Source organism: Streptomyces glaucescens (assembly GCF_000761215.1).
GTDB classification, from domain to species: Bacteria; Actinomycetota; Actinomycetes; order Streptomycetales; family Streptomycetaceae; genus Streptomyces; species Streptomyces glaucescens_B.
In genome coordinates, this window is sequence record NZ_CP009438.1 from 5,220,899 (window position 1) to 5,243,702 (window position 22,804).

At 70.5% G+C, this 22,804-nt stretch carries 24 protein-coding genes; 17 read left to right on the forward strand and 7 right to left on the reverse strand.

Annotated elements, in window-relative coordinates:
- Positions 1-51: 51 nt before the first annotated feature.
- The 11 genes from SGLAU_RS22725 to SGLAU_RS22775 all read left to right on the forward strand — a co-directional run bounded on the left by SGLAU_RS22725 (position 52) and on the right by SGLAU_RS22775 (position 10,070).
- Positions 52-1,359 (forward strand): MraY family glycosyltransferase, encoded by a 1,308-nt coding sequence (locus tag SGLAU_RS22725; protein ID WP_043504137.1) that lies wholly within the window; start codon positions 52-54, stop codon positions 1,357-1,359.
- Between the two features lie 287 nt (positions 1,360-1,646).
- Positions 1,647-2,084: a hypothetical protein gene (locus SGLAU_RS22730; protein WP_043504138.1), complete on the forward strand. Its 438-nt coding sequence runs from the start codon at positions 1,647-1,649 to the stop codon at positions 2,082-2,084.
- A gap of 225 nt (positions 2,085-2,309) precedes the next feature.
- A complete protein-coding gene (gene atpB, locus SGLAU_RS22735; protein WP_043504139.1) occupies positions 2,310-3,131 on the forward strand; it encodes a F0F1 ATP synthase subunit A in 822 nt (273 codons plus the stop codon).
- 77 nt (positions 3,132-3,208) lie between these two features.
- On the forward strand, positions 3,209-3,445 hold the full coding sequence (locus SGLAU_RS22740; RefSeq protein WP_030042676.1) for an ATP synthase subunit C: 237 nt from the start codon (positions 3,209-3,211) through the stop codon (positions 3,443-3,445).
- Between the two features lie 44 nt (positions 3,446-3,489).
- Positions 3,490-4,038 (forward strand): F0F1 ATP synthase subunit B, encoded by a 549-nt coding sequence (locus tag SGLAU_RS22745; RefSeq protein ID WP_043504140.1) that lies wholly within the window; start codon positions 3,490-3,492, stop codon positions 4,036-4,038.
- The gene (locus SGLAU_RS22750) at positions 4,035-4,850 is read left to right on the forward strand and encodes a F0F1 ATP synthase subunit delta (RefSeq protein WP_043504142.1); all 816 of its coding nucleotides are present in this window, start codon (positions 4,035-4,037) and stop codon (positions 4,848-4,850) included. The genes SGLAU_RS22745 and SGLAU_RS22750 overlap by 4 nt, the downstream gene beginning before the upstream one ends.
- A 156-nt stretch (positions 4,851-5,006) precedes the next feature.
- On the forward strand, positions 5,007-6,596 hold the full coding sequence (gene atpA, locus SGLAU_RS22755) for a F0F1 ATP synthase subunit alpha (RefSeq protein ID WP_043504144.1): 1,590 nt from the start codon (positions 5,007-5,009) through the stop codon (positions 6,594-6,596).
- Positions 6,597-6,616: 20 nt separating this feature from the next.
- Positions 6,617-7,534, forward strand: a complete 918-nt coding sequence (locus tag SGLAU_RS22760; RefSeq protein WP_043504146.1) for a F0F1 ATP synthase subunit gamma — start codon at positions 6,617-6,619, stop codon at positions 7,532-7,534.
- The gene (gene atpD / locus SGLAU_RS22765; RefSeq protein ID WP_043504147.1) at positions 7,534-8,970 is read left to right on the forward strand and encodes a F0F1 ATP synthase subunit beta; all 1,437 of its coding nucleotides are present in this window, start codon (positions 7,534-7,536) and stop codon (positions 8,968-8,970) included. The genes SGLAU_RS22760 and atpD overlap by 1 nt, the downstream gene beginning before the upstream one ends.
- A gap of 116 nt (positions 8,971-9,086) precedes the next feature.
- On the forward strand, positions 9,087-9,461 hold the full coding sequence (locus SGLAU_RS22770) for a F0F1 ATP synthase subunit epsilon (RefSeq protein WP_043504149.1): 375 nt from the start codon (positions 9,087-9,089) through the stop codon (positions 9,459-9,461).
- Between the two features lie 162 nt (positions 9,462-9,623).
- Positions 9,624-10,070 (forward strand): DUF2550 domain-containing protein, encoded by a 447-nt coding sequence (locus SGLAU_RS22775; RefSeq protein WP_043504150.1) that lies wholly within the window; start codon positions 9,624-9,626, stop codon positions 10,068-10,070.
- An 18-nt stretch (positions 10,071-10,088) separates the two neighbouring features.
- On the opposite strand, the gene SGLAU_RS22780 is transcribed toward SGLAU_RS22775, so the two are convergent.
- The 3 genes from SGLAU_RS22780 to SGLAU_RS22790 all read right to left on the reverse strand — a co-directional run bounded on the left by SGLAU_RS22780 (position 10,089) and on the right by SGLAU_RS22790 (position 13,895).
- A complete protein-coding gene (locus SGLAU_RS22780) occupies positions 10,089-11,930 on the reverse strand; it encodes a glycoside hydrolase family 18 chitinase (RefSeq protein ID WP_043504151.1) in 1,842 nt (613 codons plus the stop codon).
- Positions 11,931-12,066: 136 nt separating this feature from the next.
- A complete protein-coding gene (locus SGLAU_RS22785; protein WP_043504153.1) occupies positions 12,067-12,708 on the reverse strand; it encodes a response regulator in 642 nt (213 codons plus the stop codon).
- Complete coding sequence (locus tag SGLAU_RS22790) at positions 12,705-13,895, reverse strand: sensor histidine kinase (RefSeq protein ID WP_043504155.1); 1,191 nt, start codon at positions 13,893-13,895, stop codon at positions 12,705-12,707. Before SGLAU_RS22790 ends, SGLAU_RS22785 begins: the two co-directional genes overlap by 4 nt.
- 152 nt (positions 13,896-14,047) lie before the next feature.
- On the opposite strand from SGLAU_RS22790, the gene SGLAU_RS22795 reads away from it, so the two are divergent.
- Positions 14,048-14,650: a hypothetical protein gene (locus SGLAU_RS22795; RefSeq protein ID WP_043504156.1), complete on the forward strand. Its 603-nt coding sequence runs from the start codon at positions 14,048-14,050 to the stop codon at positions 14,648-14,650.
- The gene (locus tag SGLAU_RS22800) at positions 14,647-14,874 is read left to right on the forward strand and encodes a DUF5708 family protein (protein ID WP_043504157.1); all 228 of its coding nucleotides are present in this window, start codon (positions 14,647-14,649) and stop codon (positions 14,872-14,874) included. The genes SGLAU_RS22795 and SGLAU_RS22800 overlap by 4 nt, the downstream gene beginning before the upstream one ends.
- Here SGLAU_RS22800 and SGLAU_RS22805 read toward each other — a convergent pair.
- Genes SGLAU_RS22805 through SGLAU_RS22815 form a run of 3 tightly spaced genes read right to left on the reverse strand, consistent with a single transcriptional unit; the run spans position 14,871 to position 17,015 of the window.
- Positions 14,871-15,443 carry a cob(I)yrinic acid a,c-diamide adenosyltransferase gene (locus SGLAU_RS22805; protein WP_043504159.1) on the reverse strand — a complete coding sequence of 191 codons (573 nt, stop codon included), beginning with the start codon at positions 15,441-15,443 and terminating at the stop codon, positions 14,871-14,873. The two genes, SGLAU_RS22800 and SGLAU_RS22805, sit on opposite strands and share 4 nt — an antisense overlap.
- Before the next feature lie 20 nt (positions 15,444-15,463).
- Positions 15,464-16,213, reverse strand: a complete 750-nt coding sequence (locus SGLAU_RS22810; RefSeq protein WP_043504161.1) for an ABC transporter permease — start codon at positions 16,211-16,213, stop codon at positions 15,464-15,466.
- 19 nt (positions 16,214-16,232) lie between these two features.
- Positions 16,233-17,015 carry an ABC transporter ATP-binding protein gene (locus SGLAU_RS22815; RefSeq protein WP_043504163.1) on the reverse strand — a complete coding sequence of 261 codons (783 nt, stop codon included), beginning with the start codon at positions 17,013-17,015 and terminating at the stop codon, positions 16,233-16,235.
- 82 nt (positions 17,016-17,097) lie between these two features.
- Between SGLAU_RS22815 and SGLAU_RS22820 the strand changes: the two genes are divergently transcribed.
- The 4 genes from SGLAU_RS22820 to SGLAU_RS22835 all read left to right on the forward strand — a co-directional run bounded on the left by SGLAU_RS22820 (position 17,098) and on the right by SGLAU_RS22835 (position 22,044).
- Complete coding sequence (locus SGLAU_RS22820; RefSeq protein ID WP_043504165.1) at positions 17,098-17,739, forward strand: TetR/AcrR family transcriptional regulator; 642 nt, start codon at positions 17,098-17,100, stop codon at positions 17,737-17,739.
- A 126-nt stretch (positions 17,740-17,865) separates the two neighbouring features.
- The gene (locus SGLAU_RS22825) at positions 17,866-18,714 is read left to right on the forward strand and encodes a 3-hydroxyacyl-CoA dehydrogenase family protein (RefSeq protein ID WP_043504166.1); all 849 of its coding nucleotides are present in this window, start codon (positions 17,866-17,868) and stop codon (positions 18,712-18,714) included.
- A 182-nt stretch (positions 18,715-18,896) separates the two neighbouring features.
- Positions 18,897-19,220 carry an STAS domain-containing protein gene (locus SGLAU_RS22830; RefSeq protein WP_043504169.1) on the forward strand — a complete coding sequence of 108 codons (324 nt, stop codon included), beginning with the start codon at positions 18,897-18,899 and terminating at the stop codon, positions 19,218-19,220.
- 250 nt (positions 19,221-19,470) lie between these two features.
- On the forward strand, positions 19,471-22,044 hold the full coding sequence (locus SGLAU_RS22835; RefSeq protein WP_043504170.1) for an ATP-binding protein: 2,574 nt from the start codon (positions 19,471-19,473) through the stop codon (positions 22,042-22,044).
- A gap of 88 nt (positions 22,045-22,132) precedes the next feature.
- Here SGLAU_RS22835 and nucS read toward each other — a convergent pair whose 3' ends face one another.
- Complete coding sequence (gene nucS / locus SGLAU_RS22840) at positions 22,133-22,804, reverse strand: endonuclease NucS (protein WP_043504171.1); 672 nt, start codon at positions 22,802-22,804, stop codon at positions 22,133-22,135.

Here is a 22,804-nt window from a genome sequence, read left to right on the forward strand (position 1 = left end):
CCTCGCTAGGGTGTGGGGCTGAGATGGCCAGCGAGACCTGTGGGGAAGCCCGTGCGTGAATACCTGCTGACGCTCTGCATCACGGCCGCGGTGACGTACCTGCTGACCGGGCCGGTGCGCAAGTTCGCGATCGTGGCGGGGGCGATGCCGGAGATCCGGGCCCGGGACGTGCACCGGGAGCCGACTCCGCGGCTCGGCGGGATCGCGATGTTCTTCGGCCTGTGCGCCGGCCTGCTGGTCGCCGACCACCTCACCAACCTCCACCAGGTCTTCGACAGGTCCAACGAACCCCGCGCGCTGCTCTCCGGAGCCGCGCTGATCTGGCTGATCGGCGTGCTGGACGACAAGTTCGAGATCGACGCCCTGATCAAGCTGGGCGGTCAGATGATCGCCGCCGGCGTGATGGTCATGCAGGGTCTGACCATCCTGTGGCTGCCCGTGCCGGGCGTCGGCACGGTGGCCCTCACCCAGTGGCAGGGCACGCTCCTCACCGTCGCCCTGGTCGTGATCACCATCAACGCGGTCAACTTCGTCGACGGGCTGGACGGCCTGGCCGCGGGCATGGTGTGCATCGCGTCCGCCGCGTTCTTCATGTACGCCTACCGCATCTGGTACTCGTACGGCATCGAGGCCGCGGCCCCCGCCACCCTCTTCGCGGCCATCCTGATGGGCATGTGCCTGGGCTTCCTGCCGCACAACATGCACCCGGCGCGGATCTTCATGGGCGACTCCGGGTCGATGCTGATCGGCCTCGTGCTGGCCGCCGGCGCCATCTCCGTGACCGGCCAGGTCGACCCGGACGTGATGAACCTGTTCTCCGGTTCCGAGCGCAACACCGTGCACCAGACGGTCCCCGTCTACATCCCGCTGCTGCTGCCGCTGACCATCATCGCGATCCCGGCCGCCGACCTGATCCTGGCGATCGTGCGCCGTACCTGGCGCGGCCAGTCGCCGTTCGCCGCGGACCGCGGGCATCTGCACCACCGGCTGCTGGAGATCGGCCACTCGCACAGCCGCTCGGTGCTGATCATGTACTTCTGGTCGGCGCTGATCGCCTTCGGCGCGCTGGCGTACTCCGTGAACAGTGCGTCCATGTGGATCGTGCTGAGTGTCGTGGTACTGAGCGCGATCGGCCTCGTCCTGCTGCTGCTTCCGCGCTTCACCCCGCGCGCCCCCGTGTGGGCCGAGCGTTTCGTGCCGCCGCGCTACCGGCGCCGCAGGGTCGTCGTGGCGTCCGGGCAGCCGGCCGTCGCCGAGCCGGCGCCGGCCGAGCAGGAGGCCCGTACGCCGGTGGCCGCCGGGGTGTCGGGTGTCAACGGGGCGACCGCCGTGGGCCCCCGATCGCGGCTCTCAAGGTAAGAATCTGACTAAAGCATTGCCAAGCCGTGGGGGAACGAACTGCCGCAATATCAGACAAGACGGCTCGGTTTTTGCACAGACGCGCGGCATCACTCTCATGTGTGACAGTTGGCACACCCGGCAGGTAAAGACCTCATCAAATAGTTTGTGATACCGTTCACGAGAACCCCGGATAGAGCCGAAGGACCGTAGTGCGACGGTCCCTTCGCGTGAGGTTCCCTCTCACCCCGGGACTACGCTCGTCCATGACGACACCCCTGCCCCCCTTTGAAAGCGGAGTTGCCGCCATGCCGTCCAACGACGTCCGGATCCTGGCCCAGGCCGCTGTGCCCACAGCTGCCGTCGGCGCTGCAGCCGCCGTCGTCAGCGGAGTGGTGGCCGGCGGCAAGGGGGCCGTGGGCTCCGTCGTGGCCGCCCTGGTGACGATCCTCTTCATGGGTCTCGGCCTGTACGTGCTCCAGCGCACCGCCAAGTCGCTCCCGCACCTGTTCCAGGCGATGGGCCTGATGCTCTACGCGGCGCAGATCCTGCTGCTGTTCATCTTCCTCGCCGCCTTCAAGAACACCACGCTGTTCCATCCGCGGGCCTTCGCCATCACGCTGATCGCGACCACCCTGGTGTGGATCGGCTCGCAGACGGTCGCGCACATGAAGTCCAAGATCCTTTACGTCGAACCGGACTCCTCCGCGGGCAGCAAGCCCGAGAAGACGGGTCCGACGTCGTGAGGGGTAGGGCCGGGATAAAGACGCGTTCGACAAGCTGCTATCGTCCGGTGCCAACTGCGGCACTGCGGGCGCGGGCATCCGAGCTGACGCCTGTTCCATCGCGAGGCTCGACGCCGAACCGCCGCCCCCACACCAGAAACACCAGTCCAGTGCCGAACCGCGGCCGCGCGCCGCGCCGACACAACGAGGTTGCCGTACCCATGCGCCACGCTGAAGGAGCCCGCGGTGAGTGCTGACCCGACGCAGGTGCTCGCCTTCGAGACCGACTGCCACATCTTCGACGGCTGTGGCTTCCCGGCTCCCGGCCTGCACTCGTTCCTGTTCGAGCCCCTCTGGGGCGACGCGGACAGCAACCTGTACTTCAACAAGACGATGCTGCTGGCGCTGCTCGGCTCCGTCATCGTCATCGGCTTCTTCTGGGCTGCTTTCCGCAAGCCGAAGGTCGTGCCGGGCAAGCTGCAGATGGTCGCCGAGGCCGGCTACGACTTCATCCGGCGCGGCGTCGTCTACGAGACCATCGGCAAGAAGGAAGGCGAGAAGTACGTCCCGCTGGTCGTCTCGCTGTTCTTCTTCATCTGGATGATGAACCTCTGGTCGATCGTCCCGGTCGCCCAGTTCCCGGTGACCTCGATCATCGCCTACCCGGCGGTGCTCGCCGCGATCGTCTACGTCCTGTGGGTGTCGCTGACCTTCAAGCGGCACGGGTTCGTAGGCGCGTTCAAGAACTTCACGGGCTACAACAAGGAGCTCGGCCCGGTTCTGCCGCTGGCCATGACCATCGAGTTCTTCTCGAACCTGGTCGTCCGTCCGTTCACCCACGCGGTGCGACTCTTCGCGAACATGTTCGCGGGCCACACCCTGCTGCTGCTCTTCACGATCGCCAGCTGGTACCTGCTGAACGGCATCGGCATCGCCTACGCCGGCGTCTCGTTCATCATGGTCATCGTCATGACGGCCTTCGAGCTCTTCGTCCAGGCCCTTCAGGCGTACGTCTTCGTGCTCCTGACCTGCACCTTCATTCAGGGCGCGCTCGCCGAGCACCACTGAGCACCCGCCACTTTCGAACCCCGCAGACGTCCGGTGGCCAACCCCCACCGGTCCTTGAAAGAGAAGGAAGAACTGGCATGTCTACTCTTGCCGCTGTCACCGGTGACCTCAAGGCCCTCGGCTCCATCGGCTACGGCCTTGCCGCCATCGGCCCCGGCGTGGGCGTCGGCATCATCTTCGGTAACGGTACGCAGGCGCTCGCCCGTCAGCCCGAGGCGGCCGGCCTCATCCGTGCCAACCAGATCCTGGGCTTCGCCTTCTGTGAGGCGCTCGCCCTGATCGGTCTGGTTATGCCGTTCGTCTACGGCTCCTGATCACTTCAGGCTGACGACCAGCAACCCAGACGAAAGGCAACGACATGAGCCAGCTGCTCATCCTGGCGGCTGAGGGGGAGGCCGAGAACCCCCTCATCCCGCCGATCCCTGAGCTCGTCATTGGCCTGCTCGCCTTCGTCATCGTCTTCGGCTTCCTCGCCAAGAAGCTCCTTCCGAACATCAACAAGGTTCTGGAAGAGCGCCGCGAGGCCATCGAGGGCGGTATCGAGAAGGCCGAGGCCGCCCAGACCGAGGCCCAGAGCGTCCTTGAGCAGTACAAGGCCCAGCTCGCCGAGGCCCGGCACGAGGCCGCGCGGCTGCGCCAGGAGGCGCAGGAGCAGGGCGCCGCGCTCATCGCCGAGATGCGCGCGGAAGGCCAGCGGCAGCGTGAGGAGATCGTGGCCGCGGGCCACGCCCAGATCGAGGCCGACCGCAAGGCCGCCGCGTCCGCGCTGCGCCAGGACGTCGGCAAGCTGGCCACCGAGCTGGCCGGCAAGCTCGTCGGCGAGTCCCTCGAGGACCACGCCCGGCAGAGCCGTGTGATCGACCGCTTCCTCGACGAGCTCGAGGAGAAGGCCGAGGCCGGCCGATGAACGGAGCGAGCCGCGAGGCCCTGGCAGCCGCACGTGAGCGTCTCGACGCGCTGACGGACCACACGTCCGTCGACGCGGCCAGGCTCGCCGACGAGCTGGCCGCCGTCACCGCGCTGCTCGACCGCGAGGTGTCGCTGCGTCGGGTCCTCACCGACCCGGCGCAGGCCGGTGAGGCCAAGGCTGAGCTGGTCCAGCGGCTGATCGGCGGCCAGGTCGGCGGGGAGACCGCCGACCTGCTGGCCGGCCTGGTGCGCTCCCGCTGGTCGCAGTCGCGCGACCTGGTGGACGCGCTGGAGGAGCTGGCGAACACCGCCGACCTCACCGCGGCGCAGAAGGCGGGCACGCTCGACGACGTCGAGGACGAGCTGTTCCGGTTCGGCCGGATCGTCGCGGGCAACACCGAGCTGCGCGCCGCGCTGACCGACCGCAAGGCCGGCGTCCACGCCAAGGGCGAGCTGCTGCGCAGCCTGCTCGGCGGCCGGACCGCCGTGACCACCGAGCGTCTGGTGACGCGCCTGGTGACCGCGCCGCGGGGACGTAGCCTGGAAGCGGGACTGGAGTCCCTGTCCAAGCTCGCCGCGGACCGCCGGAACCGCATGGTCGCCGTCGTCACCTCGGCGGTCCCGCTGAGCGACGCGCAGAAGCAGCGCCTGGGCGCCGCCCTCGCGAAGCTCTACGGCCGTCAGATGCACCTCAACCTGGACGTGGACCCCGAGGTCCTCGGCGGGATCCGGGTGCAGGTCGGCGACGAGGTCATCAACGGCTCCATCGCGGACCGTATCGGCGACGCCGAGCGCCGCCTGGCCGGCTGACGGCGACGCGGCGGCAGCCACTGCCGCGGCAACTGAACACGCAGTACGTACTTACGGCCCTGGTTGGGCCGTGCAGAGGATTCACCTCCTGTTGGGGGGAGTCCCCATCCCCCCAAAGTGAAACTTCGGGCCCAACAAGGAGAGCAGGGAACCCAGATGGCGGAGCTCACGATCCGGCCGGAGGAGATCCGGGACGCGCTGGAGAACTTCGTCCAGTCGTACAAGCCGGACGCGGCCTCGCGCGAGGAGGTCGGTACGGTCACCCTTGCCGGCGACGGCATCGCGAAGGTCGAGGGTCTTCCCTCGGCCATGGCCAACGAACTGCTGAAGTTCGAGGACGGCACCCTCGGCCTCGCGCTCAACCTGGAAGAGCGCGAGATCGGCGCCATCGTCCTCGGTGAGTTCAGCGGGATCGAGGAGGGTCAGCCGGTCACGCGCACCGGCGAGGTCCTCTCCGTCGCGGTGGGCGAGGGCTACCTCGGCCGCGTCGTCGACCCGCTCGGCAACCCGATCGACGGCCTCGGTGAGATCGAGACGTCCGGCCGCCGCGCCCTCGAGCTGCAGGCCCCCACGGTCATGCAGCGCAAGTCGGTGCACGAGCCGATGGAGACCGGCTACAAGGCCGTCGACGCGATGACCCCGATCGGCCGTGGTCAGCGTCAGCTGATCATCGGCGACCGCCAGACCGGCAAGACCGCCCTGGCCGTCGACACGATCATCAACCAGCGTGACAACTGGCGCTCCGGCGACCCGAAGAAGCAGGTCCGCTGCATCTACGTCGCCATCGGCCAGAAGGGCTCCACCATCGCGTCGGTCCGCCGCGCGCTGGAGGAGAACGGCGCGCTGGAGTACACGACCATCGTCGCCGCCCCGGCGTCCGACCCGGCCGGCTTCAAGTACCTCGCCCCCTACACCGGCTCGGCCATCGGCCAGCAGTGGATGTACGAGGGCAAGCACGTCCTGATCATTTTCGACGACCTGTCGAAGCAGGCCGACGCCTACCGCGCCGTGTCGCTGCTGCTGCGCCGTCCGCCGGGCCGCGAGGCCTACCCGGGCGACGTCTTCTACCTGCACTCCCGCCTGCTGGAGCGCTGCGCCAAGCTCTCCGACGAGATGGGTGCCGGCTCGATGACCGGTCTGCCGATCGTCGAGACGAAGGCCAACGACGTCTCGGCGTTCATCCCGACCAACGTCATCTCCATCACCGACGGCCAGTGCTTCCTGGAGTCGGACCTGTTCAACGCCGGTCAGCGCCCCGCGCTGAACGTCGGTATCTCCGTCTCCCGAGTCGGTGGTTCCGCGCAGCACAAGGCGATGAAGCAGGTCTCCGGCCGTCTGCGCGTGGACCTGGCCCAGTTCCGTGAGCTGGAGGCGTTCGCCGCCTTCGGTTCCGACCTGGACGCCGCGTCGAAGGCGCAGCTGGAGCGCGGTCAGCGCATGGTCGAGCTGCTGAAGCAGGACCAGTACCAGCCGATGTCCACCGAGGACCAGGTCGTCTCCGTGTGGGCCGGCACCACCGGCAAGATGGACGACGTGCCGGTCGCGGACATCCGCCGCTTCGAGAAGGAGCTGCTGGAGTACCTGCACCGCAAGGAGCAGGGCCTCATGACCTCCATCAAGGAGGGCGGCAAGATGTCGGACGACACCCTGCAGGCCGTGGCCGACGCCATCACCGCGTTCAAGAAGCAGTTCGAGACCTCGGACGGCAAGCTGCTCGGCGAGGACGCCCCGTCCGCCGCCAAGTGACGTAGGAAGGGACCTGACTCATGGGAGCCCAGCTCCGGGTCTACAAGCGTCGCATCCGATCCGTCACCGCGACCAAGAAGATCACGAAGGCGATGGAGATGATCGCCGCCTCGCGCGTCGTCAAGGCGCAGCGCAAGGTGGCGGCCTCCACGCCGTACGCGGAAGAACTGACCCGCGCGGTCACCGCGGTCGGCACCGGTTCCAACACCAGGCACCCGCTGACCACGGCCGCCGAGACGGTCACCCGGTCCGCCGTGCTGCTGCTGACCAGTGACCGCGGTCTCGCCGGTGCCTTCAACTCCAACGCCATCAAGGCGGCGGAGCAGCTCACCGAGCGCCTGGAGCGCGAGGGCAAGCAGGTCGACACGTACATCGTCGGCCGGCGCGGTGTCGCCCACTACAACTTCCGTGAGCGCACGATCGCGGAGTCGTGGACCGGGTTCACCGACGAGCCGTCGTACGCGGACGCCAAGAAGGTCGCGGGCCCGCTGATCGAGGCCATCCAGAAGGACACGGCGGAGGGCGGCGTGGACGAGCTCCACATCGTCTACACCGAGTTCGTCTCGATGATGACGCAGACGGCGATCGACAAGTGCATGCTGCCGCTCAGCCTCGACGAGGTCGCGCAGGAGTCGTCCGCCAAGGGCGAGATCCTTCCGCTGTACGACTTCGAGCCGTCGGCCGAGGACGTCCTCGACGCGCTGCTGCCGCGGTACGTCGAGAGCCGGATCTACAACGCGCTGCTCCAGTCGGCCGCTTCGAAGCACGCCGCCACGCGGCGCGCGATGAAGTCGGCAACCGACAACGCGGGCGAGCTGATCAACACGCTCTCCCGTCTTGCCAACGCGGCCCGCCAGGCCGAAATCACCCAGGAAATCAGCGAGATCGTCGGTGGCGCGAGCGCCCTGGCCGACGCGACCGCGGGGAGTGACAAGTAATGACCACCACTGCTCAGACGGCCACGGCGACGGGCCGCGTCGCGCGGGTCATCGGCCCGGTCGTCGACGTGGAGTTCCCCGTCGACGCGATGCCGGAGATCTACAACGCCCTGCACGTCGAGGTGGCCGACCCGGCCAACGCCGGCGAGAAGAAGACGCTGACCCTGGAGGTCGCCCAGCACCTGGGTGACGGCCTGGTCCGCGCGATCTCGATGCAGCCCACCGACGGTCTGGTCCGCCAGGCCCCGGTCGTCGACACCGGCGACGGCATCACCGTCCCGGTCGGCGACTTCACCAAGGGCAAGGTGTTCAACACCCTCGGTGAGGTGCTGAACGTCGACGAGACCTACTCGGGCGAGCGCTGGTCCATCCACCGCAAGGCCCCGAACTTCGACGAGCTCGAGTCGAAGACCGAGATGTTCGAGACCGGCGTCAAGGTCATCGACCTGCTGACCCCGTACGTCAAGGGCGGCAAGATCGGTCTGTTCGGCGGCGCCGGCGTCGGCAAGACGGTGCTCATCCAGGAGATGATCTACCGCGTCGCCAACAACCACGACGGTGTGTCGGTGTTCGCCGGTGTCGGTGAGCGCACCCGTGAGGGCAACGACCTCATCGACGAGATGAGCGAGTCGGGCGTCATCGACAAGACCGCGCTGGTCTTCGGCCAGATGGACGAGCCCCCGGGCACCCGTCTGCGCGTGGCCCTGGCCGGTCTGACCATGGCGGAGTACTTCCGCGATGTGCAGAAGCAGGACGTGCTGTTCTTCATCGACAACATCTTCCGCTTCACCCAGGCCGGTTCCGAGGTGTCGACCCTGCTCGGCCGTATGCCCTCCGCGGTGGGTTACCAGCCGAACCTGGCCGACGAGATGGGTCTCCTCCAGGAGCGCATCACCTCGACCCGTGGTCACTCGATCACCTCGATGCAGGCGATCTACGTCCCCGCGGACGACCTGACCGACCCGGCCCCGGCCACCACCTTCGCCCACCTCGACGCGACGACGGTTCTCTCCCGTCCGATCTCCGAGAAGGGCATCTACCCGGCCGTGGACCCGCTGGACTCCACGTCCCGGATCCTGGACCCGCGCTACATCTCGCAGGACCACTACAACGCGGCCATGCGCGTGAAGAACATCCTGCAGAAGTACAAGGACCTCCAGGACATCATCGCGATCCTCGGTATCGACGAGCTGGGCGAGGAGGACAAGCTCGTCGTCCACCGTGCCCGTCGCGTGGAGCGCTTCCTGTCCCAGAACACCCACGTCGCCAAGCAGTTCACCGGCGTGGACGGTTCGGACGTGCCGCTGGACGAGTCGATCGCCGCGTTCAACGCGATCTGCGACGGCGAGTACGACCACTTCCCGGAGCAGGCGTTCTTCATGTGCGGTGGTCTCGAGGACCTGAAGAAGAACGCGAAGGAGCTGGGCGTCTCCTGACCCGGGCAGCAGCCTGAGTCATGAGGGGGCGGGCACGTCCCGCCCCCTCGTCCACGCCCACTAGACTTGTAACCAACACCCGGCAGTCCCGCCGGGTGGTGACCCGAGGAGCCACCTTGGCTGCTGAGCTGCACGTCGCGCTGGTCGCGGCCGACCGAGAGGTCTGGTCCGGCGAGGCCACCCTGGTCGTCGCGCGCACCACGTCCGGCGACATCGGCGTCATGCCCGGTCACCAGCCGCTGCTCGGTGTGCTGGAGTCGGGCCCGGTGACCATCCGCAAGAGCGATGGTGGAACGGTCGTCGCCGCGGTGCACGGCGGTTTCATCTCGTTCGCGGACAACAAGCTGTCCCTGCTCGCCGAGATCGCCGAGCTGTCGGACGAGATCGACGTCCAGCGTGCCCAGCAGGAGCTGGAGCGCGCGAAGGCGGAGGGCGACGAAGCCGCCCAGCGCCGCGCGGACGTCCGACTGCGTGCGGCGGCGGCGCGCTGACCCCGAGGGTCGCTCCCGGGCCGTCTAGGCTCTGGGGGAGCGCCGAGTAGTGACGTCACTCAGCCGCGGTCGGCACCGGAGCAATCCGGAGCCGGCCGCGGCTGAGGCAGATATAGAGGTTTTTTCCGTTCCGTTACCTAGGAGACGAGGAGGTCGGTGTCGATGGTCCTCGCTCTGACTGTGTGCGGAATCGTCGTCGCCCTCGTGGTGCTGGGGCTGTTCGTCTTCGGTCTGCGACGCCGGCTCATCCAGCGTTCCGGCGGCACCTTCGACTGCTCCCTGCGCTGGGACGCCCCGGAGCAGGGCGACACCAGCGGCAAGGGCTGGGCCTACGGTGTGGCCCGCTACAACGGTGACCGGGTCGAGTGGTTCCGGGTCTTCTCGTACGCTCCGCGACCGCGCCGGGTACTGGAGCGTTCGGCGATCGAGGTGGCCGGCCGCCGGCTGCCCGACGGCGAGGAGGAGCTGGCGCTGCTGTCCGACGCGGTGGTCCTGGCCTGTCTGCACCGGGGCACGCGGCTGGAGCTGGCCATGAGCGAAGACGCGCTGACCGGTTTTCTCGCGTGGCTTGAGGCAGCCCCGCCCGGTCAGCGCGTCAATGTCGCCTGAGGGGTTTCCCCCGAAGGTCTACTTCAGGCCGTTGGCCATGGCGTTCACCAGTTCACCGTTGCTGGTGTCACCGCTGAACTCCCAGAAGAAGGCACCGCCCAGGCCCTGGTTCTTGGCCCAGCTCATCTTGGTGCCGATGGTCGCCGGGGTGTCGTACGACCACCAGTTGGTGCCGCAGTGCGCGTACGCGGTGCCGGCGATGGTGCCGGTCGCCGGGCAGCTGTTCTTCAGGACCTTGTAGTCCTCGATTCCGGCCTCGTAGGTGCCGGCCGCCGGTCCGGTCGCGGTGCCGCCGGGCGCGGACTGGGTGACGCCGGTCCAGCCGCGGCCGTAGAAGCCGATGCCGAGCAGCAGCTTGGACGCGGGCACGCCCTTCGCCTTGAACTTGGCGATCGCGTCGGCGGAGGTGAAGCCCTGCTGCGGGATGCCGGGGTACGAGGTCAGCGGCGAGTGCGGAGCGGTGGGACCGTTCTTCTCCCAGGCGCCGAAGAAGTCGTACGTCATCACGTTGTACCAGTCGATGTACTGCGCCGCGGTGCCGTAGTCGGCGGCGTCGATCTTGCCGCCGGCGGAGGCGTCGGCCGTGGTGGCCGCGGTGATCAGGGCGTCCTTGCCGAACTCGGCGCGCATGGCCTTCATCATGGAGCTGAAGGCGTTGGGCGCGCTGGTGGTGTCACAGCTCAGACCGCAGGCGTTCGGGTACTCCCAGTCCAGGTCGATGCCGTCGAAGACGTCGGCCCAGCGCGGGTCCTCGACCAGGTCGTGGCAGGACTTCGCGAACGCGGCCGGGTTCTTCACGGCGTCGGGGAAGCCGCCGGACCAGGTCCAGCCGCCGAACGACCACAGCACCTTGATGTGCGGGTACTGGGCCTTGAGCTTGCGCAGCTGGTTGAAGTTGCCGCGCAGCGGCTGGTCCCAGGTGTCGGCCTTGCCGTCGACGGACTGGTCGGCGGTGTAGGCCTTGTCGTAGTCGGCGTAGGCGTCGCCGATCGTGCACTTGCCGCCCTGGACGTTGCCGAAGGCGTAGTTGATGTGCGTGATCTTGGAGGCGGAGCCGGAGGTGACCAGGTTCTTCACGTGGTAGTTGCGCCCGTAGACGCCCCAGTTGGTGAAGTAGCCGAGGTTGACCTTGGCGCCGGGCTGCGGGCCGGGGCCTCCGTCGCCGCCGGTGGTGCGGACGGCGACCGCGCCGCTCACCGGGCCGGTCTGGTCGGCGGTGTCGCGGGCCTGGACGGTGTACGAGTAGTCGGTGCCGGCGGTGAGGCCGGTGTCCGTCCAGCTCGTGCCGGTGACGGTGGCGACCTTGGTGCCGCCGCGGAGCACGTCGTAGTTCTTGACGCCCTTGTCGTCGGTGGCGGCCTTCCAGGTGAGCTTCACCGAGGTGTCGGTGATGTCCGAGGCGGCCGGGGTTCCGGGGGCGCTCGGCGGGTTGTCACCCGGGACGTTGGGGCCGCCGTCGCAACTGCCGCCGTTGAGCTTGCAGTTGGCGGGAGCGCCGGTGCCGGTGCCGTTGAACCCGAAGGAGACGGAGGCGCCGGGGGCGAGAGTGCCGTTCCAGGTCTTGTTCTTGGCGGTCCAGTGGGTGCCGGCGGAGGTGATGTCGGCGTCCCAGCCGGAGGTGACGGACGTGCCGGAGGGGAAGTCCCACTCGACGGTCCAGGAGTTGATGGTGGTGGTGCCGGTGTTCTTCACCGTCCACTTGCCCTCGAAGCCGCTGCCCCAGTCGGAGGCCTTGGTGAAGGTGGCGGTGGCCGAGGTGGCTTCCGCGGCGGCCTGGGCGGGGCCGGCGAGGCCCGTCAGTCCGGCGAGGGGGAGCAGGAGGGTCGCGAACCCTGCCGCGGCTCGGTGTCTGAAGCGCATGCTGCGCCTCCTTTGTGGGGATGTCGGGGGTGGGCGTGACTGAGCCTTCACGCCCACGGTGCGGCGAGAATAGAAAGGTCTGGACCATAGGTCAATAGGTCTGGACCACTACCCAAGCGCCGCCCCGGTAACCCCGTCAGATCCCCAACTCCTGCGCGAGCACCGCAGCTTGCACCCGGCTGCGCAGCTCCAGCTTCCCCAGCAACCGGCTGACGTGCGTCTTCACCGTCGCCTCCGCCATGTCGAGCCGCTCCGCGATGCCCGCGTTCGACAGGCCCTCGCCGAGGCACGACAGCACCTCCCGCTCCCGCCGGGTCAGCTGCTCCAGCACCGCCGGATCCGCTCTCGGTCCCCGCGGCGGCCCGGCGGCGAACTCGGCGATCAGCCGCCGGGTCACCGCCGGAGCGATCAGCCCCTCCCCGCGTGCCACCGTCCGCACCGCCGCGAGCAGGTCCTTCGCCTCGGTGTTCTTCAGCAGGAACCCGGCCGCGCCCGCACGCAACGCCCCGAACACGTACTCGTCCAGGTCGAAGGTGGTCAGCACCAGCACATCGGCCAGCCCTTCCGCCACCACCCGCCGGGTCGCCGACACCCCGTCCAGGCGCGGCATCTGCACGTCCATCAGCACCAGATCGGGCCGCAGCTCCCGGGCCAGCGCCACCGCCTGCTCGCCGTCCGCCGCCTCACCGACCACCTCGATGTCGGGTGCGCTGCGCAGGATGAGCACCAGCCCGGCGCGAACGGCGGACTGGTCCTCGGCGACCAGGACGCGGATCATGCGGAGTCTCCTTCGACGGTGGGAAGTGTCGCGCGTACGGCCCAGACCGTGCCGTCCGCGGTGTCCTCGGGCCCGGCCTCCAGCGTGCCGTGCAGCAGCGTGGCCCGCTCCCGCATACCGACCAGACCGGCCCCCGAGCCGGGAGCGCGGGGCGCGTCCCGCTCACCGTACGGACTGGTCACCGTGATGCCGAGGGAGCCGTCCCGCTGGACCAGGGCCACGGTGACCCGGCCGGGGCCGGCGTGCTTGAGCGCGTTCGTCAGCGACTCCTGGACGATGCGGTAGGCGGCCAGTTCCACCGGCGCGGGCAGCGGGCCCCCCGGCTCGGCGCGCAGGGTGACGTCCAGGCCGTTGGCGCGGGCGGTGTCCACCAGGGCCCCGAGGCCGTCGAGGGTGGGCGCGGCGGACGGCTCGGTGCCGGCGCCGGCGTCCCGCAGGATGCCGATCAGGCGGCGCATCTCGGCCAGGCCCTCGACGCTGTTCTCACGGATCACCCCGAGCGCCTGCCGGGTGGTGTCCGGGTCGTCCAGGGAGAGCGCGGCCGTGGAGTGGATGGCGATCGCCGAGAGGTGGTTGGCGACCATGTCGTGCAGCTCCCGCGCCATCCGGGCCCGCTCGGCACCGACCGCCTGCACCCGGTCCATCTCGGCCAGCAGCGCCGTCTGCTCGGCGCGCAGCCGGGCCGCCTCGGCGGCGTCCCGGTGGTTGCGCACGATCAGGCCGGTGGAGGCGGGCGCGAACGACACGATGGCGACGCCCGCGCCGATCAGCAGCGCCTCGGGCACCCGCCACGCCGCGTAGGAGGCCACGGTGGCGGCCACCGACACCAGCCCGGTGATCCAGGGGATGCGGCGGGCCGAAGCCGGGGTGCCGTACAGCACGGCCGCGTACATGACGTCGGTGTACATCACCAGCGTCGCCAGGTTGCCCTGGGTCATGGTGTCCAGCGTCAGCGCGGCGGTGGCGGTCGCCAGGGCGGTGCGCGGTGCGGCCCGGCGCATCAGTTCGCAGCCGGCGACCAGCGCGAGCGGCACCAGGAGCGGCCAGGGACCCGGGAACAGGACGATCGGCTCGTCCTTCGGCCGGGTCGCCAGGCCCATGCCCCACAGCAGCAGCCCGCCGAGCAGCCCGGCGAGCGCGACGTACGCGTCGAAGCGGTGCGGTCGGGGCAGTCGCGGGGCGGCCATGGTCCCATCCAACACGGCGGGTGCCGTGCTCGCCTGATGCCCGGGAAGGGTCCGGCACTGCATCTTTCGATGTACCGCGAGTTCGTCACCGACGACGACGATCGCGGCGGCTTCGGCCGGGAGCCTGGAACGGTGACCGAAAGGAGCACGTCATGATCGTCGCATTGATCATCGCCTGCGAGGTGGGCTTCTGGGTGCTGCTGGCGCTCGGCCTCGCCGCCCGCTACCAGCTGAAGTGGCGCAGGACGAGCAACGTGCTGCTGCTGTGCGAGCCGGTCCTGGAACTGGTGCTGTTCGTGGCGACGGCGGTCGATCTGCGCAACGGCGCCGAGCCGGGCTGGGAGCACGGCGTCGCGGCGCTGTACATCGGCTACACGGTGGCCTTCGGCCACTACACGATCCGCTGGCTGGACGGCCACGCCGCGCACCGTCTGGGCGGCGCCCCGCCCCCGCCGAAGCCCCCGCGCTACGGCCGCGCCCGCGCCCGGCACGAGGCGAAGCTGTGGCTGCGCGCGGTGTTCGGGGGAGCCGTCGCGCTGGCGCTGCTCCAGCTGGCGGTCTGGTACGTCGGCGACTCGGGGGACGTCAGCTCGCTGCGCTCGTTCCAGTGGGTGGCGCTGCGGGTGATCGGCATCTACGGACTGATCGCGCTGTCGTACACCGTCTGGCCGCGCAAGGCCCCGGAGGGTGAGACCGCCGGGGACCGGACCGCCGCGCCGTCGGGGCAGGAGCCGAGGGAGGAGGCCCGGCGGTGAACAAGGCGTCGAGGAACCTGTCGGAGGGTGCCGTCACCCTTGCCACAGGACTGGTCCTGTGGCTGTTCACCGGCGATGTGGACACTCCCGTCGTCACCCTGGCGAAGGCCGGCGTGGTGCTGATGTGCGTCGGCGGGGTGCTGCTGGCGACGGGCCTGTACCAGCGGGTGCGCGGCGGCCGGGTCCGCCGGGTGCGCGGCGGCCGGGTCCGGCGGGGTGCCTAGCGCTCGCCGCCCGGCACCCACAGCACGTCACCGACGTCCTTGTTGGCCGTCCGGGCCAGGATGAACAGCAGGTCGGAGAGGCGGTTCAGGTAGGTCGCGGTGAGCGGGTTCATCGTCTCGCCGTGGACCTCCATCGCCGCCCAGGTGGAGCGCTCGGCCCGGCGGACGACCGTGCAGGCCTGGTGGAGGAGGGCCGCCCCCGGGGTGCCGCCGGGGAGGATGAAGGAGCGCAGTTTCTCCAGCCGCTCGTTGAAGCGGTCGCAGTCCGCCTCCAGCCGGTCGATGTAGAACTGCTCGACCCGCAGCGGCGGGTACTCGGGGTTCTCCGCCACCGGGGTCGACAGGTCCGCGCCCACGTCGAACAGGTCGTTCTGCACGCGGGTGAGGACCTCGACGATCTCCTCCGCCAGGTTCCCAAGCGCGATCGCCGTGCCGATCACCGCGTTCGCCTCGTTGGCGTCGGCGTACGCGGAGATCCGCAGATCGGTCTTGGCGACCCGGCTCATGTCACCGAGGGCGGTGGTGCCCTGGTCGCCGGTCCTGGTGTAGATGCGCGTCAGATTGACCATGCGGCCAGCGTAGTGACCGGTCAGGCCCCTGCGGTACGGAAGACCCGTGTGCCCACCGTCACGGCGAGGGCGGTCATGGCGACGGCCACCAGCGAGCCGTACAGCATGTGCGCGCTCGTGTAGTGCCCGGTGTAGACGTCGCGCATGGCGTCCACCAGGTAGCGCAGCGGTACGAAGTGGGACAGCACGTCCAGCCAGGCCGGTCCGAGGCTCATCGGCAGCATCAGGCCGGACAGCAGCATCGAGGGCATGCTGACGGCGTTGACCAGTGGTCCGAACTCCTGCGGGCTGCGCACCTTCATCGCCAGCGCGTACGACAGCGAGGCGAGCGAGACGGTGAGCAGGGCGACGAAGGCGAAGCCGGCCAGGATGCCGGCCAGCGGCGCCCGCAGCCCCATGACCAGGGCGGCCAGCACCAGCAGCACGGCCTGGAAGACGAGCACCGTGGCGTCCCGCAGGACCCGGCCGAGCAGCAGCGCCAGCCGGCTGACCGGGGTCACCCGCATGCGTTCGACGACGCCCTGGCCGTTCTCGACGATGATCATGAAACCGGCGAACAGCGCGCCGAACAGTCCGAGTTGCAGGAGCAGTCCGGGCACCAGCACCTGCCAGGAGCTGCCGTCCTCGCCGAGCGGCAGCCCGGTCAGCAGCGGGCCGAAGAACAGCAGGTACAGCAGTGGCATCAGCAGGCCGAAGAGCAGGGCGAAGCGGGAGCGCAGGGTCTGGCGGGCGTAGCGCCCGTAGATCAGCGCGGTGTCGTGCAACAGCATCAGTGGTCTCCTGGGCGGCTCATACGGCGACGGGTGCGGGGCCGGCCGGGGCGGGGCCGCGGCCGGTGATGGCGAGGAAGGTGTCCTGGAGGGTGGCGTCGAGCGAGCCGCCGTGCTTCAGCTTCAGCGCGGCCGGTGTGCCCTCGGCCGCCATGACGCCCCGGTCGACGATCACCAGGCGGTCGGAGAGGGCGTCGGCCTCGTCGAGGTAGTGGGTGGTCAGGAAGACGGTCGTGCCGTGCTCGTCGCGCAGCCGGCGGACCAGGGCCCAGAGGTCCGCGCGGCTGCCGGGGTCGAGCCCGGTCGTCGGCTCGTCGAGGAAGAGGACCTGGGGGCGGTGGGTGAGCGCCATGGCGATGTCCAGGCGGCGGCGCTGGCCCCCGGAGAGCGCGGCGGCCTTGCGGTCGAGCAGGGCGGTGAGGCCCAGTTCGGCCGCCAGCTCCTCGGCCCGCTCCTGGGCCCGCCTCCTCGGCAGCCGGTAGAGCCGGCCCTGGGTGACGAGTTCCTCGCGGACGCCGATCTGCCCGTCGACGCCGCCGGACTGGGCGACGTATCCGCAGGCCCGGCGGACGCCCTCCGGATCGCGGGCCAGGTCGCAGCCCGCGACGGTGGCCGCGCCGCCGGTCGGCTTCAGCAGGGTGGTCAGCATGCGCAGGGTGGTCGTCTTGCCGGCCCCGTTCGGGCCGAGGAAGCCGACGATCTCGCCCTGCCGGACGGTGAGGTCGATGCCGCGCACGGCATCCACGGGGCCGTGCTTCGTCCGGAAGGTACGGGCCAGTCCGGCCGTGCTGATGATTGCCATGCCCCCAGAAAAACAGAGCCACTGAAATTTTGCAACGACCCCAAGTTTTCAGTGGCACCAGTCAGCCGGGTACCATGCGGGCATGGCCGAGGGACTCAGGGAACGGAAGAAGCGGCAGACCCGGCAGTACATCTCCGATGTCGCCACGGGCCTGTTCATCGAGCGCGGTTTCGACGCCGTCACCGTCGCGGAGATCGCCGAGGCCTCCGACGTCTCCGTGAACACCGTCTACAACTACTTCCCGGCCAAGGAGGACCTGTTCCTCGACCGCTCCCGGGAGGTCGTCGACCGGCTCTCGCGCTGGGTGCGCGGCCGGCGCGACGGCGAGTCCGCCGCCGCGGCCGTGCTGCGCGAACTGCGCGACGAGGTCGAAGCGGTCTCACCCCGGATGGGGCTCATGGACGGCTATGCCCGGTTCATGACGGTGATTCATGAATCGCCCGCACTGCGCTCCCGCCTCTGGGCCATCGGCCAGGAAGTCGTCGACGACCTGGAGGCCACCCTGCGCGAGGAGACCGGCGCCGCGCCCGACGACCCCATGCCCGGCCTGATCGCCGGTCAGGTCAACTGGCTGCACCAGACGGTGCTCGCGGACATCGGACGCCGCATGATGGCCGGCGGCAGGCCCGCCGAGGTGTCACGCGAGGTGTTGCTGCTGCTCGACGAGATGACCGAGCTGTTGAGCGAGAAGGTGCTCAACTACGCCGTACGAGGCGCGACGTGACCCCTGCCGGTGTGATGTCCGTCATCTGAGACGTGACGCGCGTTACTTACCGGTCACACAGCCCCTCACGAGCGCTAGTGTCCGCCCGAGAGGAACAAGGACAGCGCGTATCAGGGGAGTCGCACAGTGGCACGGAAGCTCGCCGTCATCGGGGCCGGTCTCATGGGATCCGGCATCGCCCAGGTCTCCGCCCAGGCGGGCTGGGACGTCGTCCTGCGTGACGTCACCGACGAGGCGCTGAAGCGCGGCACGGACGGCATCAAGGCGTCGTACGACAAGTTCGTCGCCAAGGGGAAGCTCGACGCGGCCGGCGCCGAGGCCGCCCTCGGCCGGATCACCCCCACCACCGACCTGGACGCCGTCGCCGACGCCGACATCGTCGTCGAGGCCGTCTTCGAGAAGCTCGACGTCAAGCACGAGATCTTCCGCGCCCTCGACAAGCTGACGAAGGAGGAGGCGGTCCTCGCCTCCAACACCTCGGCCATCCCGATCACCAAGATCGCCGCCGTGGTCGAGCGCCCCGAGCGCGTCGTCGGCACCCACTTCTTCTCGCCGGTCCCGATGATGCAGCTCTGCGAGCTGGTGCGCGGCTACAAGACGAGCGACGAGACCCTCGCCACCGCGCGGGAGTTCGCCGAGTCCGTCGGCAAGACCTGCATCGTCGTCAACCGCGACGTGGCCGGCTTCGTCACCACCCGGCTGATCTCGGCGCTCGTCGTCGAGGCCGCCAAGCTGTACGAATCGGGCGTCGCCAGCGCCGAGGACATCGACCTCGCCTGCAGGCTGGGCTTCGGCCACGCCATGGGCCCGCTCGCCACCGCGGACCTGACCGGCGTCGACATCCTGCTGCACGCCACCGGCAACATCTACACCGAGACGCAGGACGAGAAGTTCGCCCCGCCGGAGCTGATGCGCCGGATGGTTGACGCCGGTGACATCGGGCGCAAGAGCGGGCAGGGCTTCTACAAGCACTGAAACGGCCCTCGCCCCGGGGACATCACACCACGGGGTGAATTCGGTATCGGTTCGCTTACAAGCAGCAACCGCACCGCTGCCGAAGCAGTCAGACGGTGCAAGCCACCGTCCTCATCCGATCCGACGTTGCACAGCCACCGTCATCGTCATGGAGCACGTCACCGAACGCACGGGGAGCGCATATGCACATCAGGGGCGACCACGCCGAGGTGGTCGTCGGGGGCCGCCTCGACGTCCGCAGCGCGGCGGACGCCCGTGCGGTTCTGCACTCGGCCGTCGACGACGGAGTCGGCGATCTCGTCCTCGACCTGTCCGAACTGGACTCCTGGGACGCCACCGGGCTCGGGGTGATCATGGGTGCCCACCGGCGGGCCGGCCGCTGCGGCCGCCGGCTGGTGCTGCGCGGCGTACCGCCGCAGATGCAGCGCCTGCTGGTGGCCACCCGGCTGCACCGGATCCTGGCGATCGAGGGCGGCATCGGCGTGGAGTCCCTGCCACGCGTGTAGCGGCCGATGCCGGGTACCCAGAGCCGGACGTTCCGGTCCCGAATCGCCCGTCGCGCGCAATCCTCACGAGACCATGACGTCTCGGACCGCGCGGCACCCCGGGCTGTCCTCGACGAAGGGCAACGGTTTAGGGTTCGGTCGCCCGCTGTCCGATCCACCCTCGAGCGGGCCCGGACCAGAAGCGACAGCGCGGTGTGCGACACGGCCGGGAGGGGCCTCACGCACTCGACGCTTTTGGGGGCTTGAACCTATGGACCCGAACAACCGGGGACCCGAGGACCACGGTCACGACGGCGCAGGCCAGGCGCCGCGCCAGCGCCCGCCCAGGGACCCCCTCACACCGGACTTCGGCCAGCACGCACCGGCACACGCCCGCACGGTCCAGCTCGTCTCCGGCGACTACCTGCTCACCGTCAACCCGGTCGACGGCAGCGAGATAGAACTCTGCCCGCCCGTCGAACGGCCCGCCCGGCCGCCGAAGCTGACCGCCGCCGAACGGGCCGGGAGCGACCGCGTGGCCCGTCCGCCGGCGCCCCCCGGGCCCGCCCTGCCCGAACTGCCCCTCGTGGGCCGCGAGGAGGAGCGCGAACGGCTCGTCCGGCTGCTCGCCCGCGGCCGCTCGGTCCGCGTCACCGGACCCGGCGGCTCCGGCCGCACCCGCCTCCTCGACACCGTCGCCGAGGACTGCGCGGACCTCGCCCCCGACGGCGTGATCCGCCTCAGCGGCTTCCACCGCACCGCCGGCGAGCTGCTCCAGGAGCTGTTCCACGCCGTCCACGAGGCACCCCGGCACCGCCCGGAACGCGACGAACTGCTCGAAGCCGTCCGGGAGATCGGCGCGATCGTCGTCCTCGACGACCTCGAGTTCGGCGGCGCCGCCCTCGACGAGCTGCTGGACGCCGCCCCCGAATGCGCGTTCCTGGTCAGCGCCACGCCCGAGGTGCCCGCGCCCTCCGCCGAATCCGCGCTGGAGGAGGTCGTCCTCGGCGGCCTCGACCGCGCCGGCGGGCTGGAGCTGCTGCGGCACGCCGTCGGCCGTCCCCTCACCGAGGACGAGGCCGGCTGGGCCGGCGACCTGTGGTTCGAGTCCGAGGGCCTGCCGCTGCGGTTCGTCCAGGCCGGCGCCCTGCTGCGGCAGCGCGACCGGCTCCGGGCCGGTGCGGACGCCTTCGACGAGTTCGGCGTCTTCCAGGAGGCCCCCTCCGACGAGCCGTTCGACGCGGCCATCGCCGACGAGATACCGCTGCCCTCCCTCGCCGAGGGCGCCGCGCCGGCCGCGCTGCTCGCCTCCCGGCTGAGCCGGTCGGCGCGCGCCACCCTGCGGTTGGCCGTCGCTCTCGGCGGCGAGGTGCCGCACCCGGCGCACCTGCCCGCCCTGGTCGGCGACACCCACGCGGACGCCGCCCTCGGCGAACTGCTGAACTGCGCCCTGGTCAGCCCGGTCGGCGTGCGCTACCGGCTGGCCGCCGGCGTCCAGACCCAGCTGGAGGCCGCCGGCTACGCCGACGACGTCCAGGACCACGCCCTGACCGCCGCCCGGCACTACACCTGGTGGGCCGGGCACCCCTCGGTCACCCCCGAACGGGTCTGTGCCGAGGCCGACGCCCTGCTCGCCGCCCTCGGCCCGCTCGCCCCCGCCGCCTCCCGGCCCGGCGAGGACGACGAGGACAACCCCGCCGTGCGGCTGGCCCGCACCGCGGCGCCCGCCTTCGCCGCGGGCCTGCACTGGGGTGCCTGGGAGCGCGCCCTGCGGGCGGGCGCGGAAGCCTCCCGGCTCGCCGGAGAGGTCGCCGAGCAGGCCTACTTCCACCACGAACTCGGCATCCTCGCGCTGTGCGAGGGCCGCCTCGACCGGGCCCGCGCCGAACTGGAGGCCTCCATCGGCCTGCGCGGCGCCCTCGCCGACAAGCGCGGCACCGTCTCCGGCCGCCGCGCCCTGGCCCTCGTCGACGACCGCACCGGCAACATCCCCGGCGTCGGCCCGGTGAGCGCCGGGCCCGTGCTCGGCGCCGGCCCGGGCGGCGAGGTGCCCGCCGCCCGTCCCGAGGAGTCCGCCTTCCCGTCCGGCGGCGTCCCGGCCGTCCTGCCGCAGTTCCCGCCGCTGGCACGCCCCGCCGCCCCCGCCGCGCCCGTCGCCTTCCCCTCCACGGCGGGCGGCCCGGCACCCCGGCGCGTGCCGGGCGGGCTGCGCGGGCTGGCCCGGCGCAACCTGGTCGCGGCCGGCGCGGGCGCGCTGCTCGTCGCGGTGCTGGGCACGGTGGTGACGCTCGGCGCCACCTCCAGCAACGACGCCGACAACCCGGCCGAACCGATCGGCGGCAACCCGTCGGCCAGCCAGGGCGTCGCCGACGGCAGCCTGGGCGCGGACGAGCCGGACCGCGACGGCGACGGCGCCGCCGACACGGGCAGCGCCACCAGCCGCCCGACGGACCCCGGCCCCGACGGCACCTACGGCACGTCCGACGATCCGACGCCCACCGGCGCGGCGACCGGCTCCGGAGCGGGCGGCCCGTCCGACGCGCCGTCCGGCACCGGTCCGGACGACGACCCGTCCGGCCCGGCGTCCGGGGCGCCGTCCACGACGACGAAGCCGCCGGTGTCGCCCCGGCCTTCGACGTCGTCCAAGCCGCCGTCGCCCACCGAGCCGGAGACCACCGACTCGTCCACGCCCACGCAGACGCCGACGGAGACGCCGACCAGCGCTCCGACGGACACCCCGACCACCACGGACTCCGCCGGCGCCCCGACGCAGACGAGCACCTCCGCGAGCGCCCCGGCGAGCGGCCCCGCGGGCTCGCCCGGCAGCGTCGAGCCGGTGATCTGAGGGCTGTCACGGCCCGGGGAACACCTGAGGGCACAGCAGAGGGCCGGGTCCGCGCACGGACCCGGCCCTCACGCGCGCGCCGGAGCGCTCAGAACAGCCGCAGCTTGTCGTCCTCGATGCCGCGCAGCGCGTCGTAGTCCAGGACGTGGCAGCCGATCCCGCGGTCCGTGGCGAGGACCCGGGCCTGCGGCTTGATCTCCTGCGCGGCGAAGATGCCGCGCACCGGCGCCAGATGCGGATCGCGGTTCAACAGCTCCAGGTAGCGGGTGAGTTGCTCGACGCCGTCGATCTCACCGCGCCGCTTGATCTCGACGGCGACGGTCTGGCCGTCCGCGTCCCGGCACAGGATGTCGACGGGGCCGATGGCCGTCATGTACTCACGCCGGATGAGGGTGTAGCCCTCGCCCAGCGTGTCGATGCGGTCGGCGAGCAGCTCCTGGAGGTGTGCTTCCACCCCGTCCTTGATCAGGCCGGGGTCGACGCCGAGCTCGTGCGTGGAGTCGTGGAGGACTTCCTCCATGGTGATGATCAGCTTCTCGCCCGCCTTGTTGACGACGGTCCACACGCCCGCGTCCTCGCCGGTGCCCTCCTTCAGCGTGCAGGGCGGCGACATCCAGTTGAGGGGCTTGTACGCCCGGTCGTCCGCGTGGATGGAGACACTGCCGTCCGCCTTCACCAGGATCAGACGGGGTGCCGAGGGAAGATGGGCGGTGAGCCGGCCGGCGTAGTCGACCGAGCATCGGGCAATGACGAGACGCAT

What these genes read in the sequence shown, in the direction of transcription:
- SGLAU_RS22780 (WP_043504151.1), bottom strand. Translation starts at nt 11,930, where the DNA reads ATGCGCTTCAGACACCGAGCCGCGGCAGGGTTCGCGACCCTCCTGCTC.
- SGLAU_RS22810 (WP_043504161.1), bottom strand. Translation starts at nt 16,213, where the DNA reads ATGCTGTTGCACGACACCGCGCTGATCTACGGGCGCTACGCCCGCCAG.
- SGLAU_RS22805 (WP_043504159.1), bottom strand. Translation starts at nt 15,443, where the DNA reads ATGGTCAATCTGACGCGCATCTACACCAGGACCGGCGACCAGGGCACC.
- SGLAU_RS22775 (WP_043504150.1), top strand. Translation starts at nt 9,624, where the DNA reads ATGGTCCTCGCTCTGACTGTGTGCGGAATCGTCGTCGCCCTCGTGGTG.
- atpA (WP_043504144.1), top strand. Translation starts at nt 5,007, where the DNA reads ATGGCGGAGCTCACGATCCGGCCGGAGGAGATCCGGGACGCGCTGGAG.
- SGLAU_RS22745 (WP_043504140.1), top strand. Translation starts at nt 3,490, where the DNA reads ATGAGCCAGCTGCTCATCCTGGCGGCTGAGGGGGAGGCCGAGAACCCC.
- SGLAU_RS22760 (WP_043504146.1), top strand. Translation starts at nt 6,617, where the DNA reads ATGGGAGCCCAGCTCCGGGTCTACAAGCGTCGCATCCGATCCGTCACC.
- SGLAU_RS22740 (WP_030042676.1), top strand. Translation starts at nt 3,209, where the DNA reads ATGTCTACTCTTGCCGCTGTCACCGGTGACCTCAAGGCCCTCGGCTCC.
- SGLAU_RS22835 (WP_043504170.1), top strand. Translation starts at nt 19,471, where the DNA reads ATGGACCCGAACAACCGGGGACCCGAGGACCACGGTCACGACGGCGCA.
- SGLAU_RS22785 (WP_043504153.1), bottom strand. Translation starts at nt 12,708, where the DNA reads ATGATCCGCGTCCTGGTCGCCGAGGACCAGTCCGCCGTTCGCGCCGGG.
- SGLAU_RS22820 (WP_043504165.1), top strand. Translation starts at nt 17,098, where the DNA reads ATGGCCGAGGGACTCAGGGAACGGAAGAAGCGGCAGACCCGGCAGTAC.
- SGLAU_RS22730 (WP_043504138.1), top strand. Translation starts at nt 1,647, where the DNA reads ATGCCGTCCAACGACGTCCGGATCCTGGCCCAGGCCGCTGTGCCCACA.
- SGLAU_RS22830 (WP_043504169.1), top strand. Translation starts at nt 18,897, where the DNA reads ATGCACATCAGGGGCGACCACGCCGAGGTGGTCGTCGGGGGCCGCCTC.
- nucS (WP_043504171.1), bottom strand. Translation starts at nt 22,804, where the DNA reads ATGCGTCTCGTCATTGCCCGATGCTCGGTCGACTACGCCGGCCGGCTC.
- atpD (WP_043504147.1), top strand. Translation starts at nt 7,534, where the DNA reads ATGACCACCACTGCTCAGACGGCCACGGCGACGGGCCGCGTCGCGCGG.
- SGLAU_RS22795 (WP_043504156.1), top strand. Translation starts at nt 14,048, where the DNA reads ATGATCGTCGCATTGATCATCGCCTGCGAGGTGGGCTTCTGGGTGCTG.
- SGLAU_RS22790 (WP_043504155.1), bottom strand. Translation starts at nt 13,895, where the DNA reads ATGGCCGCCCCGCGACTGCCCCGACCGCACCGCTTCGACGCGTACGTC.
- SGLAU_RS22750 (WP_043504142.1), top strand. Translation starts at nt 4,035, where the DNA reads ATGAACGGAGCGAGCCGCGAGGCCCTGGCAGCCGCACGTGAGCGTCTC.
- SGLAU_RS22815 (WP_043504163.1), bottom strand. Translation starts at nt 17,015, where the DNA reads ATGGCAATCATCAGCACGGCCGGACTGGCCCGTACCTTCCGGACGAAG.